The organism is Stenotrophomonas sp. Ps181 (assembly GCF_025697425.1).
Lineage (GTDB): Bacteria > Pseudomonadota > Gammaproteobacteria > Xanthomonadales > Xanthomonadaceae > Stenotrophomonas > Stenotrophomonas sepilia.
In genome coordinates this window covers 182749-197273 of record NZ_JAHWBI010000003.1, presented here as the reverse complement: position 1 = coordinate 197273, position 14525 = coordinate 182749, and the positions used below count along the sequence as shown (strand labels likewise).

At 67.0% G+C, this 14525-nt stretch carries 12 protein-coding genes; 2 read left to right on the top strand and 10 right to left on the bottom strand.

Going from position 1 to position 14525, the window contains the following annotated elements; all coding sequences use genetic code 11:
* Positions 1-17: 17 nt before the first annotated feature.
* From KXV01_RS07825 to KXV01_RS07805, 5 genes are all read right to left on the bottom strand, one after another.
* A complete protein-coding gene (locus KXV01_RS07825) occupies positions 18-779 on the bottom strand; it encodes a heme ABC transporter ATP-binding protein (RefSeq protein ID WP_164283646.1) in 762 nt (253 codons plus the stop codon).
* Positions 776-1819 (bottom strand): iron ABC transporter permease, encoded by a 1044-nt coding sequence (locus KXV01_RS07820; protein ID WP_049412822.1) that lies wholly within the window; start codon positions 1817-1819, stop codon positions 776-778. Before KXV01_RS07820 ends, KXV01_RS07825 begins: the two co-directional genes overlap by 4 nt.
* Positions 1816-2862: an ABC transporter substrate-binding protein gene (locus KXV01_RS07815; protein WP_263467653.1), complete on the bottom strand. Its 1047-nt coding sequence runs from the start codon at positions 2860-2862 to the stop codon at positions 1816-1818. Before KXV01_RS07815 ends, KXV01_RS07820 begins: the two co-directional genes overlap by 4 nt.
* A gap of 51 nt (positions 2863-2913) precedes the next feature.
* Positions 2914-4290 carry an ATP-binding protein gene (locus KXV01_RS07810; protein ID WP_099495651.1) on the bottom strand — a complete coding sequence of 459 codons (1377 nt, stop codon included), beginning with the start codon at positions 4288-4290 and terminating at the stop codon, positions 2914-2916.
* A gap of 122 nt (positions 4291-4412) precedes the next feature.
* A complete protein-coding gene (locus tag KXV01_RS07805) occupies positions 4413-5441 on the bottom strand; it encodes an alpha/beta hydrolase-fold protein (RefSeq protein ID WP_049412816.1) in 1029 nt (342 codons plus the stop codon).
* A 321-nt stretch (positions 5442-5762) separates the two neighbouring features.
* Between KXV01_RS07805 and KXV01_RS07800 the strand changes: the two genes are divergently transcribed.
* A complete protein-coding gene (locus tag KXV01_RS07800; protein ID WP_049412844.1) occupies positions 5763-6137 on the top strand; it encodes a hypothetical protein in 375 nt (124 codons plus the stop codon).
* A gap of 73 nt (positions 6138-6210) precedes the next feature.
* Here KXV01_RS07800 and KXV01_RS07795 read toward each other — a convergent pair whose 3' ends face one another.
* The 5 genes from KXV01_RS07795 to KXV01_RS07775 all read right to left on the bottom strand — a co-directional run bounded on the left by KXV01_RS07795 (position 6211) and on the right by KXV01_RS07775 (position 13308).
* Positions 6211-6582: a DUF805 domain-containing protein gene (locus KXV01_RS07795; RefSeq protein WP_049412813.1), complete on the bottom strand. Its 372-nt coding sequence runs from the start codon at positions 6580-6582 to the stop codon at positions 6211-6213.
* A 115-nt stretch (positions 6583-6697) separates the two neighbouring features.
* Positions 6698-7975 (bottom strand): replication-associated recombination protein A, encoded by a 1278-nt coding sequence (locus KXV01_RS07790; RefSeq protein ID WP_227852611.1) that lies wholly within the window; start codon positions 7973-7975, stop codon positions 6698-6700.
* Positions 7976-8214: 239 nt separating this feature from the next.
* Complete coding sequence (gene lolA / locus KXV01_RS07785) at positions 8215-8853, bottom strand: outer membrane lipoprotein chaperone LolA (RefSeq protein ID WP_111096955.1); 639 nt, start codon at positions 8851-8853, stop codon at positions 8215-8217.
* Between the two features lie 111 nt (positions 8854-8964).
* Positions 8965-10908, bottom strand: coding sequence for a DUF3857 domain-containing protein (locus KXV01_RS07780; protein WP_262223296.1), 1944 nt, complete (start codon positions 10906-10908; stop codon positions 8965-8967).
* 39 nt (positions 10909-10947) lie between these two features.
* On the bottom strand, positions 10948-13308 hold the full coding sequence (locus KXV01_RS07775) for a DNA translocase FtsK (RefSeq protein WP_049412804.1): 2361 nt from the start codon (positions 13306-13308) through the stop codon (positions 10948-10950).
* A gap of 233 nt (positions 13309-13541) precedes the next feature.
* Here KXV01_RS07775 and trxB point away from each other — a divergent pair, with 233 nt between their 5' ends.
* A complete protein-coding gene (gene trxB, locus KXV01_RS07770; RefSeq protein ID WP_005416486.1) occupies positions 13542-14513 on the top strand; it encodes a thioredoxin-disulfide reductase in 972 nt (323 codons plus the stop codon).
* Positions 14514-14525 lie beyond the last annotated feature (12 nt).

The window sequence follows — 14525 nt, the reverse complement described above, 5'->3', positions numbered from 1 at the left end:
ACCTGGCGGACCTTCGCTCAGGTCACCACCACCAGCGGAACCCCGCGCCGCGGATGCTCCAGCACCACCACATCCTGCTGGTAGACCCGCCGCAGGTTGTCTTCGGTGAGCACCTGCAGCGGCGTGCCATCGGCCGCCACCCTGCCCTGCTCCAGCAGCACGATGCGGTCGGCATAGCCCGCGGCCAGATTGAGGTCGTGCAGGACCACGATCACGCACGCACCGGCTTCGGCACACGCACGCACACTGCGCAGCGTGCGCTCCTGATGGCGCAGATCCAGCGCCGCGGTCGGTTCATCAAGCAACAGAAGCGGCGTGTCCTGCGCCAGCACGCGCGCGAACGTGGTCCGGGCGGCCTCACCACCAGACAGCTGCTGCACCTCGCGCAGGCGCAACGCCTGCAGTTCAGCGGCATCGATGGCCGCCTCCACCCGGGCATCGTCCGTGACCGGGTCCGGCGGATGCGGCAATCGCCCCATCGCCACCACCTCTTCGACGCTGAAGGCAAAACGCACGCCGTGCTCCTGCGGCATCACCGCGCGCTCGCGCGCCAGCGGCCCCGCCTTGTAGCTGGCCAGCGGCCTGCCCAACAGGCTCACCTCGCCCGCATCGGCGCGCAGGTCGCCGGCCGCGACCGCCAACAGCGTGGACTTGCCCGCACCGTTCGGGCCCACCAGTGCGGTCACCGTACCCGGTTCGAACGCCAGCGAAATGCCGTACAGGATCTCGCGTTGCTGGCGGCGCACCACCACATCGTGCAGCTTCAACAGCACACTCATGGCACCGCCTTGCGGCGCTGCTGCAGCACCAGCCAGAGGAAGAACGGCGCACCCAGCGCGGCCGAGAACAGGCCCAGCGGAATCTCCGCCGGCGGATCCAGCGTGCGTGCGGCGGTATCCGCCACCACGATCAGCAGTGCACCCAGCAGGCCGGACAACGGCAGCAACCAGCGATGGCCGGGGCCCACCAGCAGGCGCGCCACGTGCGGCACCACCAGGCCGACGAAGCTGATCGAGCCCGCAAACGCCACCGCCGCCCCGACCAGCAGCGCGCTGAACGCCACCAGTCGACGGCGCGTGCGGGTCACATCCAGTCCCAGATGCTGGGCCTGGCGCTCGCCCAGCGCCAGCATGTCCAGCGGCGTTGCCAACCGTTGCAGTGCCAGCACACCGATGGCAAACAGCGGTGCCACGGCGGCCACGTCGGCCCAGTTGGCACGGGCCAGCGAGCCCATCTGCCAGAACACCAGCGACTGCAGCTCGCTTTCGCTGGCAATGTAAGTGAGGAAACCAATCAGCGCCGAGCAGAACGCGGCCATCGCGATGCCGACCAGCAGCAGCGTCGCATTGCCACTGCCCTTGCCCGGCCGCGCCAGCGCATAGGTCAGGCCGATGGCCAGGGCACCACCGACGAAGGCGGCAACCGGCACCAGCCAACCGGCGGCACCTGCAGCGCCGAGAACAATGGCAGCCACTGCACCCAGCGCAGCACCCTGGCTGACACCGACGATGCCGGGGTCGGCCAGCGGATTGCCGAACAGGCCCTGCAGACTGGCACCGGCCATCGCCAGCGACGCACCGACCATCGCGCCCAACAGGGCACGCGGAATGCGCAGCTGCCAGACCACCGCCAGATCGCGGTTGCTGACCGCCTGCGGATCAAGCAGGCCCAGCTTCACCGCCAGCGCCTGCATCACCTCCAGCGGCGGCAACCGCAACGGACCTACGGCGAACGACGCCAGCACGGCCCCCAGCAGGGCCAGCAACGCCACCATCAACATCATCCGCCCACGACGGCGGCGCCGATCCGCTGGACTCATGCCTTCGGCATCGCCGCGAAAGCCTCGGCAAGGGCCAGTGCACCCGCACCGGAGCCCACGCTGGTGTACTTCAGCTGCACATCCGGCATCACCCAGACCCGATTGGCCTGCCCGGCCGGGGTCTGCTTCAGCGTCGGGTACGCCTTCCACAGGCCTTCGGCACCGCCGAACAGCTGCAGGTCGTGCTCAGTCACCAGGATCACTTCCGGTGCCGCGGCGATCACGCCTTCATTGCTCAGCTGCGAGTAGTTCTTCACCCCCGCATCGGTGCCGATGTTGATGCCGCCCGCCAGTGCGATCAGCTGCGCCGACGCACTGTCGGCACCGGCGACGGTCGGAGAGCCACCGGCGCCGGTGGCCGAGACGTGGATCACTCGTGGTGCATGGCCCAGGCCCTTGCCAATCGCTGCAGCCTCGTCGAGCTGGCGCTGCACCTGCGTGGCAAGTACCTGCCCTGCTTCGGCCAGCCCTAGTGCGGCGGCGACCTTGCGCACCTTGTCCGGCGCCGGCTGCAGGTCATCGATGACCACCGCCGGCTCACCGACTTCGCGCAGCTTCTTTGCCAGCTCGGTGTGGCGACGCAGGCTGTTGCCGAGGAACAGCGAGCCCTGCAGGCTCAGTACGCCCTCCACGCCGGTGGTGCGGTTGAACAGGAACTGGTGCGGCGCGGCCCGGCCGGCCTGGGTGGTGGTGTTGGTCGGCGCGGCAAAGACCTGCTTGCCCATGCCCAGCGCCTCGATCACCGCGATCACATCGTCACCACCGGCAATGATCCGGCTGGTGTCGGCCACTTCAATGTCAGCGCCATCGTCGGAATGCACCTTGGCCGGCAGCACCGCCTTCTGGCCGTGCACGGCTGGCATCTCGGCACCGGCCACGCGCTGCCAGCCTGCCGGCAACGCGGTTTCGGCAGCGGCTGTTGCGGCGGGCGGCTCGGTAGTCTTGCCGGCATCAGGCGGCGTTGACGAGCCACTGCAGGCAGACAGCGCCAGCGAAACAGCCAACGGAAGCGCACACAGGCGCAGACGGGACGCGATGTTCATGCTCGTTCTCCTTGCTGGCAGGGCGACGCGCACGCCGCCCCACCGTGTGACTTACTGCTTCGGGGTGATGCGGGTGATGCGGTCACCCTTCGGATCCTCGGCGCCGCGCGACTTGTTCACCGCGAACACGTTGCCCTTGCCATCGGCGCGGACGTGGTTCGGCAGCGTGCCGCCATCAAGATTGGCGACCACCTTGCCGTCACCATTCACCACGGTGACCGTGCCAGCGCCACGGTTGCTGACGTAGGCCAGGCCGGAGGCATCATCGAAGGCGACGTTCAGCGCACCGGCGCCGACCGGCACGTCGTGCAGCACCTTGCCGGCGGCCACATCGACGATCAGCAGGTTGTCGGTGCCCTGCGAGGCCACGTACAGGCGGTTGCGCGCCGCGTCGAAGGCCACGCCCGAGGCGCTGATCGCGTTGCCCAGGTCGATGACCTTCTCGACCTTGCCGCTGGCCACATCGATCACCGCCGCTTCCGGCGTGCCGATGCTGACGGTGAACAGCTTGCCGCCCTTCTCGTCCAGCACCAGGCTCATCGGCGTGAACTTGCCGTCATCCACGCCGGACTCCAGCGTCACCGGCGGCAGTTCCTTGAAGGTCCGGGCGTCAAACACCGACAGGTGGTCCTCGCCAGTGGCCGACGCGAACACCTTGCCGCGGGCGCCGTCGACCACCACGTCGCGCGCATGTGGCACGGTGTCGACGGGGAACTGGTGGACCAGCGAGAGGTCCTTCTGGCGGTAGACCGCGATCGAGTTCTGCCGGGTATTGGTGACCCAGACATTACCGTTGGTGTCATCCACGCCGACGCCGTAGACCGCGTACACCGCGCCGTTGGTGCTGCCCGGCACCTGCGCCGGGGTGATCGCCCTGGTCACCTTCAGCGACGTCGGGTCCAGCTTCAGCAGCTGCGACTGGGTCACCGGCGGGCGACCCACCGCCGAGGTCACGAATACTGCATTGCTGGCGGCACTGTAGGCGGACTGGTACAGGCCCGGCACCAGCTTGTTGGACTGGGTGGCGAACTGCGCCTGGCCGGACAGCGGCAGCTGCGGCGACACGCGCAGCTTCAGCACCGTGGCTGCAGCCGGCTGGCTGGCGCGCACCACCACCGGGTGGGTGCCCGGCACCGCATCGGCCGGAATGCTCAGCTGGGTCTTGAAGTTGCCGTCGGCATCGACCACCAGCGGCTGCGTGTTGAGCACGCTGTCGCCACGCAGCAGGCTGACCTTCTGGCCCGGCACGAAGCCACGACCAACCACGTCGGCAGTGCTGCCGGGAACCACGTTCTCACCGCGCGAGACAACCTCACCCTTGAAGGTGGCGTTGGCCGGCTGATCGAACACCGGCTGGGCGGTGGCGGTCACCGCCAGCAGCAGGCCGGCGGCGAGAGAGGTAAGGCGGAAAGACGGACGGAACGACATGGCAGGCTCCTTGCACACGTAGGCCGCGCCACGTGGCGCGGGAGTCATCGGTTGCCTGGGCCGCTGCACGCCGGCAGCCTCGCCTGGGTAGTGGGGTCGCACGGCATCGCGTGCGAAGGCATTCATTCGCCGGCGTTGTCCCCGCCACTGGGCGCACCATCGCCGGCGCTGCGGTCGGACACGCCATACAGTTCATGCAGCGCAGCGTGGAACGATGCCGGCAGCATCGGGCCGTGGCCGAGGCCATCGAACTCGCGGTACTGCACGCTCAGGCCCGGCACCTTGCCCAGCCGCTCGGACAACTGCATCGCCGCATCCGGGGTGGCGCCACCGATCCGGCGCAGATGCGCAACCACGCGCGGGTTGCTCATATCGCGCTTGCCGCGATCACCGACGCGCTCGGCGCCGCCCAGCATCAGCCAGAGCTTTGCCGGCTGGCCGTGCACGTTCTGCACGAACTGCTGCTCCGGATCACCCAGCGCCGCGCCCTGGCTCCACCACAGCGACGGGCTGGCGGCCAGATAGGACTGGAACGCGGCAGGTCGCGTGTACAGCGCATTGAGCACGAACAACCCGCCCAGCGAATGGCCCCACAGCGCCTGCTGCCGCGTATCGATGCGTGCGCGACGCTCGACTTCCGGCTTGATGCGGCGCTCGATCACGTCAAGGAAAGCCGCAGCGCCGCCGCCGACTGCCTGGGTCGTGCCGCTCTCGTCGTCGGCACGGTCGATCCACGCGGTGTAGTCGCGGGTACGCGCCTTGGAATCGATGCGCAGGTCGTTGTCGTAGCCGATCAGCACCAGTACCGGCGGCGCCTTGCGCGCGGCCAGCTCGGCCAGCAGCGGCTGGTCCAGCACCATGGCCACGGCGTTGCCATCCAGCGCGTACAGCACCGGGGATGGGGTCTTGCCGGCCCTGGCTGGAATCGCCAGGTTCACCCGCCAACGGCGCTGCTGGTCCGGGCTGTCCACCACGAAACGTTCAAAGCGATAGCTGGCCGCCGGCTCGTCCAGCACGGTGTGGCCGATCTTCTGCAGCGGATTGCGCTGCTGCGCATTGGCGTACGGAGTGGCCAGGAGCAGACCCATCATCAAGGCAGCCAGGCCGCGGGCCAATGGACCACGGCGCGAAGGCAGGACGAAATGCTTCATCAGTGGCGGCAGGAGCGGCCGATGGCCGCCGGTTCTCAGGGGACCGCAGTCTACCTTAAACGCGAATGATTATCACATCGATCAAACGTCACGCTGTGTATCACGCGCGCGATGCGTTCATTTTCCCGGTTGCGCCGGAAACACCTAATCCACTATTTTGCCGGTCAGCGGGGCGCAGGAGCGCCCTTCCCTCGCAGGGCTGCGGATGGATGGGCAATCGAGCCGCCGGCCGCGCCCTGTCCTTTACCAAACCCATCCATGCATGGCATGGATCTACTGACCACCATCCACGGGAATGAATCCCGTGACTGCGAGAACACCTTGAAGCGCACCGCCCTGATCGCCCTTTCCCTCGGCCTGATTGCACCCCTGGCCGCCCATGCCGCACAGGACCTGCCAACGCTCTACCAGGCCTTTGAAGAGGCCGGCAATTCGTCACTGGGCATGGAAGAACTCAACCAGACGGTGACATTCACCGCCGTGGCCCTGGGCGTCTCCAGCAACCTGGCGGGCGAGCCGCTGATCGAGGCAGGCGACGATCAGGGCAATGTCCTGGCCCGGCTGACCAGCGGCGACGAACAGCAGGCGGCCAAGCTGGGCGCACTGGAAGAAGGCGCAACCTTCACCGCCAGCTGCACGCTGCAGTTCAGCTCGGGAACGGATTACCTGTCCTTCGGCGACTGCAGCATCAAGTAAGAAAGAAGCCGGCGAAACGCCGGCTTCGTTGTCCCGCCCTGTAGAAGTCGAGCCATGCTCGACTCACGCAATCTCACGGCCCCGCAGGCACCGGGCCGTAGACGTTCTCCTGCGGTGTACCCGGCAACAGCGCGAACACGAAGACCACCAGGCCACCGAACGGAACGAAGGCCAGCAGGTACATCCAGCCCGAATGGTTGCAGTCGTGCAGGCGGCGCACGGTGACGGCGATGACCGGCACGAACGTGGCCAGCCAGAACACGACGAACAGGATGATCGAAGCGATGCACGGCACGTCGGACTGCATCACCAACCCGGCGATGAGCGGCACCATCAGGACGGCCGAGACGATCAACAGCAACAGCTGGAACATCCAGTACTCGCGACGGCTGGCACGACCCTCGAACGGGGCATAACGCCTCAACGGCAGAATCATTTCCTGCACGGCATCAATCCATTACCCCTGTAAAGCCGAGCCATGCTCGGCTGCTGTTCCAGGAGGTACCTGCAAGCCCGTGCAAGAGCGGAGTCGAGTATCGCTCGACGCTACATAAGCCGGCTCAGCGCCCCTTCGCGGCCCTTGCCGCCTCACGCTCGGCGCGCAGCCGATCCAGCTTTTCCTTCAACTTGATTTCCAGCCCGCGCGGCACCGGGTTGTAGTACACCCGCTCGCCCATCGCATCGGGGAAACCCGTCTGGTCCAGCGCGATGCCACCCTCGGCGTCGTGGTCGTACTGGTACTCGGCGCCATAGCCCAGCTCCTTCATCAGCTTGGTCGGCGCATTGCGCAGGTGCAGCGGCACCTCTTCGGTACCGCTCTGGCGCACGTCGGCCTTGGCCTGGTTGAAGGCCGCATAGCCGGCGTTCGACTTGGCGGTGCTGGCCAGGTAAAGCACCAGCTGCGCGAACGCCAGCTCGCCTTCCGGGCTGCCCAGCCGCTCGTAGATGTCCCAGGCTTCCAGCGCCATGCTTTGTGCGCGCGGATCGGCCAGGCCGATGTCCTCGATGGCCATGCGGGTCAGCCGGCGCGCGAGATAGGACGGATCGCAACCGCCGTCCAGCATGCGGGTCAGCCAGTACAGCGCAGCATCGGGGTTGGAGCTGCGTACCGACTTGTGCAGCGCCGAGATCTGGTCGTAGAACTGCTCGCCGCCCTTGTCGAAGCGACGGGTACGGTCGGCCAGCACCTGGGTCAGGGTCTGCGGCGTGATGCGACCACCCTCCCCGCCCGCCAGTTCTGCGGCGATTTCCAACAGGGTCAGCGCACGGCGCACGTCACCATCGGCAGCGGTGGCGATTTCCAGCAGCAGCTCGGGAGCGACCTCGATACCCTCCTCGCCCAGGCCGCGCTCGCGATCCCCCAGCGCACGTTCCAGCGCTTCGACGATATCGGTTGGTGATACCGCTTCCAGCACATGCACGCGGCAACGCGACAGCAGCGCCGAGTTCAGCTCGAACGACGGATTCTCGGTGGTGGCACCGACGAACAGGATCGTGCCGCGCTCGATGTGCGGCAGGAACGCATCCTGCTGCGCCTTGTTGAAACGATGCACTTCGTCCACGAACAGCACGGTGCGCCGGCCCTCCGCGAAGCGTTGCGCGGCTTCGGCCAGCACCTGGCGCACCTCCGGCAGCCCGGACAGCACGGCAGAGATGGCACGGAACTCGGCATCGGAGTACTCGGCCAGCAGCAGCGCCAGCGTGGTCTTGCCGCAGCCTGGCGGCCCCCACAGGATCATCGAATGCACGCGACCGGATTCGACCGCGCGGCGCAGCGCACTGTCCGGCGCCAGCAGGCGCTTCTGCCCGACCATTTCGTCGAGGGTGCGCGGGCGCATGCGCTCGGCCAGCGGGCGCAGATGTTCCCGATCAACACTCAGCAGATCGGGGCCGGGGAAGGAAGTTGAACGATGTCTTGCCACCCGCTCATTGTACCGCGACAGGGTGACGACGATTCCGGTAGTGCCGGCCGCTGGCCGGCAGATCAAAAGCGCGTCAACCAGGGTTGACACCCACCTGGGCGGTGCCGATTGACACCCACCAGAGCAGGTAGCCGGGCCATGCCCGGCATCCCCGATCAATTACCGATGACGTCGGTGCCCTTCGGCGGGGTGAAGCTGAAGGTGCCGGCGGCGAAGCCCGGGTTGCGCTTCCAGCCGCTGAAGCTGATCACGGTCCGCTGGCCGACAGCGTCGGTGATCTCCATCTTGGCCAGGCCCTGGGCATTGAAGCCCAGCGCGGCGTACTGGAAGCTGGCTTCGGTCTCGCGCTTCGGCGACAGCGACAGCCACTGCAGGCCGTCGCGCTGCGCGGCCTCTTCGCTGACGTCGTACTGCTGTTCCAGCAGCGCCGGGTTGATCAGCGCGGTCAGCGGGCTGTTCTGTTCTTCCTTGCCCTGCTCGCGCACGGTGGCCTGCTCCAGGTCCGGCTCGTACATCCAGACCTTCTTGCCGTCAGCCACGATCAACTGCTCATGCGGGCGCACGTATTCCCAGCGGAACAGGCGCGGCGCCGACAGCGCCACGCGGCCACTGGTCGATTCCTTCACCTTGCCGCGACTGTCGAACACCTGCTGGCTGAACTGGCCATCCAGGCCCTTCAGGCCGCTGGTGAAGGTCTTCAGGTCATCGCGGGCGCCAGCCCAGGCACTGCCGGCAGCGGCACAGGCGACAGCCAGGGTAGTAGTGGCAAGGAAACGGCGGAAGTGGAAGTTCATGCGGAAATCCTGTGGGCGCGGGCGCCAGGAAAGGTGATTGCCAGTGTGCCCGGGGAAAGATGAATGGGCGATCAGGGCGACATTATGCCGCCCTGAACGTCCATCGGCGATTCAGCCGCCAGATGCCGGCAGCTTGCCGTACAGCACCTGGCCGCGGAAGCCGCGACGCACTTCGCGGTACAGCGCGCGGAACGCGGGGTAGTCCTGCGGCTGGCACAGCGCCTCCGGCCCACGCACCGCGTTCTGCCGCAAGCGGTGGTGCACGATCACGTCCTGGCCCTCGCGGCTCCAGTCCACCCGGTATTCGCCAGCGGCATTGGTAAAGCGCTGGCTGGCCGGAATGGCGATGATCGGCGCATTGGCCGGGAACTGCAGGCGATAAGTTTCCTCGCGCAGGCTGGCATTGCAGTAGAACGGCGTTTCGTTGGCCGGCGCCGAGGCGGTGGCATACAACCCCCGCACCGACTCGCCACCCGGCGGGTCCGGCACGGCCATGCCGCCGGCCACGCTGAAATCGGCGTAGTCCTCGGCCTGGAACGCCATGCGGTAGCCGAACGGCCGGGTCAGGTCGACCGGCACGCCCTGGATCTGCAGCTGCCCTCGCCCATCGAAACCGGACGCGGCCATGATCTGCTCTTCAGCGCGCGCACGGTTCTGCGCGTTGAGCTGGGAGAACTGCGCGCGCATGCCGATCTCGGCGTTCTCACCCAACTTGGGAATGGTCTCGCCGCGCAGGTTGCCGTTGGCATCAAACGTGAAACGCACCTCCATCGAGGTCGCATTGCGCTCCGGCGTATTGGCCGGGGTACGCGCCAGCGTAGCGTCCCGGGTACGCATCACCGGCGCACCCAGGTCACCTTCCGGCAGCTGCCCGAAGCGTGCCCACGCGGTGGTCGAATCCAGGTAAAGATCAAACTCGGGGATATAGGTGATGGCGTGGTTGAAGCGGCCCAGCACCGGAATCTTTGGCAACGTGGGGCCACCGCCGGCACCGATCAGCACCGGCGAGCTGGCGATGCCCTTGGCCGCCAGCAGCGCCTCGAGGATCGTCACATGGTCCTTGCAGTCACCGTAGTGATTGTCGAGGATGCTCTGCGCGCTGTTCGGCTCCAGGCCGCCGTTGCCCAGGTACACCGCCACATAGCGGATGTTCTGCGCGACCCAGCGATACAGCGCATCAGCCTGCTCGCGGCGGTCGCTGATGCCGGCGGTGATCTCATCAGCGAGCGCCTGCAGCGCCGGGGTCACCTTGGCCGCCGGGCCCGCCTTGAGCTGGTAGGCGCGCCCCATCTGCGACCAGTCACGATACGTGCTGGCCATGATGTTCGGGCCGAACTCCCAGCCTGCCGCCGACCAGTTCTGCGCCGGCATCGCCTCGCGGCGCTGGTAGCGCCAGCGCCATTGCGCCTGGCCATTCTTCACTGTCGGCCGGTCACTGCCCTGCACGCCGCGGCTGTCGACGAACATCGGCAGGTTGGCCGGCGCACTCAGGGTGACCTCGGCGTCCTCGTACTCGGTGAAGACGTTGAAGGTCTCCCACAGGCCGAAATAGCCCGGGAAGTACGGCGTAGCCTGGGTGCGGCGCACCTGGTAGTACAGGCGCGTGCCCGGGGCCAGGTTCGGGAACACGATCACCCGCACCTTGCGGTCGGCATACATCGCCGCCGAAGCACTGGAGTAGCTCTCTTGCGTGTAGATACGGTCGGCCGGCACGTCGCGGCGCTGGCCGTCGGCAGTGATGGTGTAGGCACCGAGCACTTCCAGCGTTTCCATCTTCTCGCTGTAGCTCAGCCGCACCTGGCTGAACTGCTCGACGGAGGCCTTGGTCTTGAGCAGCACTTCATAGGTTTCGGTCTGCACATTGCCCGCATCCGGCCGCACCTGGTAGTCGGCGCGGTAACGGACAATGCTGAAATTATTGCTGGCTTCGGTATCGCCGCTGGTGGATGGCGGCGCCGTGGCGGGCGCGGAGGTGGCGGTTTCTGCCAGTGCCGGGCCGGCAGCCATCAGGGCTGCCAGCGCCAGCGCCAGCGCGCTTGGTACGGGGTGAAGCATGCGTCGGTTCCTTGGACGTCGTGGGGGATACGTCGGGTCTTACTTCGGCGGTGGCGGTGCGAGCACCGTGCGGTCGCCGTTGTGCTCGGGCGGACTGACCACGCCGGCCGCTTCCATGGCCTCGATCAGTCGCGCTGCACGGTTGTAGCCGATCTTCAGCCGGCGCTGCACGCCGGAAATCGATGCACGACGGGTCTCGGTGACCACCCGCAGCGCTTCGTCATACAACGGGTCGGACTCGTCGCCAGCAGCGCTGTTCTCGGGCAGGCCGGTGGCGCCGACGACCACGCCGTCGCCCATCGTCTGCACTTCGTCCAGCACGCCGTCGACATAGTCGGCCGGGCCCATCGCCTTGAGGTGCTCGACCACGCGATGCACTTCATCGTCGGACACGAACGCACCGTGCACACGCTCGGGCAGCGCGGTGCCCGGCGGCAGGTACAGCATGTCGCCGTGGCCGAGAAGGGTTTCCGCGCCGGACTGGTCGAGGATGGTGCGCGAGTCGATCTTGGAGCTGACCTGGAAGGCGATACGGGTCGGGATGTTGGCCTTGATCAGGCCGGTGATCACGTCCACCGACGGGCGCTGCGTGGCCAGGATCAGGTGGATGCCGGCCGCACGCGCCTTCTGCGCCAGGCGCGCGATCAGCTCTTCCACCTTCTTGCCGACGATCATCATCATGTCGGCGAATTCGTCGATGAAGATGACGATGAACGGCAGCGTTTCCAGCGGACGCGGCGCCTCGCCCAGCTCCGGGTTCGGCTTGAACAGCGGGTCCATCAGCGGCTGGCCTGCGTCCTGGGCTTCCTTCACCTTCTTGTTGAAGCCAGCCAGGTTGCGCACGCCCACCGCGCTCATCAGCTTGTAGCGGCGCTCCATCTCGGCCACGCACCAGCGCAGGCCGTTGGCGGCCTCCTTCATGTCGGTGACCACCGGCGCCAGCAGGTGCGGAATGCCCTGATAGACGCTCAGCTCGAGCATCTTCGGGTCGATCATCAGCATCCGCAGGTCTTTCGGCGAGGCCTTGAACAGCAGGCTCAGCACCATCGCGTTGACCGCCACCGACTTGCCCGAACCGGTGGTACCGGCCACCAGCAGGTGCGGCATGCGCGCCAGGTCGGCCACCGTCGGGCGGCCGGCGATGTCCTTGCCCAGCGCCAGGGTCAGCACGCTGGCCGACTTGTCATATTCCTTCGAGCGCAGCAGCTCGGACAGGAAGATCATCTCGCGGGTGACGTTGGGGATCTCCAGGCCGATCACGGACTTGCCCGGAATGACATCGACCACGCGCACCGACTTCACCGACAGGCCACGCGCGATGTCCTTGTCCAGCGAACTGATCTGGCTGACCTTGATGCCCGGTGCCGGCTCGATCTCGAAGCGGGTGATGACCGGGCCAGGGTTGGCGCCGACCACCTGCGCATCGATGCGGAAGTCCTTCAGCTTGAACTCGATCTGCCGCGACAGGGTCTCCAGCGTCTCTTCGTCGTAGCCCTTCGGCTGCGGCTTGGGATCATCCAGCAGCGCCAGCGGCGGCAGGTCGGAACCATCGCCATTGACGCCACGGAACATCGGAATCTGGGTATCGCGCTTGGCCCGATCACTCTTCTCGATCACCGGCTCCGGACGCGGCTCGATCTTCACCGGCTCGCGCTTGGCGCGCACCTCGGCGTCGGCCTTGCGCACTTCCTGGCGTTCCTCGCGCATCACCCGGGTCTGCTTCCACTCGGTGACTTCTTCCTTCTTGCGCTCCAGCAACGGCGCCAGCGACATCACGCCACGGCCGATCTTCTCCATCACCGTGAACCAGGACAGCCCGGTGGCCAGGGTGATCGATGCAAGCAGCAGCACCAGCACGAACAGGTTCGCCCCCAGCGCGCCGAAGCCCACCGTGAGCGAGTTGCCGACCAGCTTGCCGAGGATGCCGCCGGCACTGGCGACGTCGCCACTGAACAGGCGCACGTGCAGGAAGCCGGTGCCGGCGATCAGGAAACCGACCAGACCGACCAGGCGCAGTGCCGGATCCAGGTCGTTCTCGCCCTTGCTCTCGCGCTTGAGGCCGAACATGGCGATCCAGGCCAGCGCGCCGAGCACCACCGGCAGCAGGAAGGCGATGTAGCCAAACAGCTGCAGCAGCACGTCGGCGATCCAGGCGCCGGCGCGGCCGCCCAGGTTGTGCACCGGCGCGACCACGCTGCCGGTGTGCGACCAGCCCGGATCGGTTGCCGAATAGGTGAACAGACTGGCCGCCAGATAGAGCAGGGCCGGCGCGATGGCGATCAGGCCCAGATCGCGCCAGAGGCGCTGGCGGCGTGGATTGTCGGTCGTCGCCGCCGCGGCCGTGCGACGTGACGCCTTGCTGTCGTCGGACTTGGAGCGTTCGGGGACCTGCTTCGCCACCTTAGACCATACCTTTGGAATGCGCTGTTAGTGATTGATAATAAATGAGACGGCGTCAGTTTTCAGTTATGCGACGCGCGACAGGGCAATCCGAGGCCCGGAACCACCGCTGGATGACGGCGTTCTGTTCATCGGCTTGAATCGCCCTGCCCCAGCCGCCACTCTATGACCTGCCGAGGATGCTGCGCAAACATCGCGAGCGCCTTGTCCCATCTACCTTTTCGCGAGTTTACATGAGCACCAGCCTGCCCTCCCGCCACCAGCGCCTCGTCATCCTCGGTTCCGGACCGGCCGGCTGGACCGCCGCCGTCTACGCCGCCCGTGCCAACCTGAAGCCGGTCGTCATCACCGGCCTGCAGCAGGGTGGCCAGCTGATGACCACCACCGAGGTCGACAACTGGCCGGGTGACGCCCACGGCCTGATGGGCCCGGACCTGATGGCGCGCATGCAGGCCCACGCCGAGCGCTTCGAGACCGAGGTCATCTTCGACCATATCCACACCGCCGACCTGTCGCAGCGCCCATTCAAGCTGATCGGCGACAGCCACGAGTACACCTGCGACGCGCTGATCATCGCCACTGGCGCCACCGCCAAGTACCTGGGCATCCCGACCGAAGAGACCTTCAAGGGCCGCGGCGTCTCCGCCTGCGCCACCTGTGACGGCTTCTTCTACCGCGACCAGGACGTGGTCGTGGTCGGTGGCGGCAACACCGCCGTGGAAGAGGCGCTGTACCTGTCCAACATCGCCCGCAAGGTCTACCTGGTCCACCGCCGCGACACCCTGAAGGCGGAGAAGATCATGCAGGACAAGCTGTTCAGGAAGGTCGCCGAAGGCAAGATCGAGACCGTCTGGCACCACCAGGTGGAGGAAGTGCTGGGCAACGACGCCGGCGTGACCGGCGTGCGCGTGAAGTCCACGCTGGACGGCAGCACCCGCGACATCGACGCCCACGGCTTCTTCGTGGCCATCGGCCATCATCCGAACACCACCCTGTTCGATGGCCAGCTGGCGATGAACAACGGCTACCTGGAAATCCGTTCGGGCCTGGGCGGCAACGCCACCCAGACCTCGGTGGAAGGCGTGTTCGCCGCCGGCGACGTGGCCGACCAGCACTACCGCCAGGCGATCACCTCGGCCGGCTTCGGCTGCATGGCCGCACTGGACGCCGAGCGCTACCTGGACGCGCAGGGCAAGGCCAGCTGACCGGTGGTTTGT

Excerpts from the sequence above, each read along its gene's own strand:
- KXV01_RS07825 (WP_164283646.1), bottom strand. The coding sequence starts at position 779 with ATGAGTGTGCTGTTGAAGCTGCACGATGTGGTGGTGCGCCGCCAGCAA.
- KXV01_RS07820 (WP_049412822.1), bottom strand. The coding sequence starts at position 1,819 with ATGAGTCCAGCGGATCGGCGCCGCCGTCGTGGGCGGATGATGTTGATG.
- KXV01_RS07815 (WP_263467653.1), bottom strand. The coding sequence starts at position 2,862 with ATGAACATCGCGTCCCGTCTGCGCCTGTGTGCGCTTCCGTTGGCTGTT.
- KXV01_RS07810 (WP_099495651.1), bottom strand. The coding sequence starts at position 4,290 with ATGTCGTTCCGTCCGTCTTTCCGCCTTACCTCTCTCGCCGCCGGCCTG.
- KXV01_RS07805 (WP_049412816.1), bottom strand. The coding sequence starts at position 5,441 with ATGAAGCATTTCGTCCTGCCTTCGCGCCGTGGTCCATTGGCCCGCGGC.
- KXV01_RS07790 (WP_227852611.1), bottom strand. The coding sequence starts at position 7,975 with ATGCGCCCGCGCACCCTCGACGAAATGGTCGGGCAGAAGCGCCTGCTG.
- lolA (WP_111096955.1), bottom strand. The coding sequence starts at position 8,853 with ATGAACTTCCACTTCCGCCGTTTCCTTGCCACTACTACCCTGGCTGTC.
- KXV01_RS07780 (WP_262223296.1), bottom strand. The coding sequence starts at position 10,908 with ATGCTTCACCCCGTACCAAGCGCGCTGGCGCTGGCGCTGGCAGCCCTG.
- trxB (WP_005416486.1), top strand. The coding sequence starts at position 13,542 with ATGAGCACCAGCCTGCCCTCCCGCCACCAGCGCCTCGTCATCCTCGGT.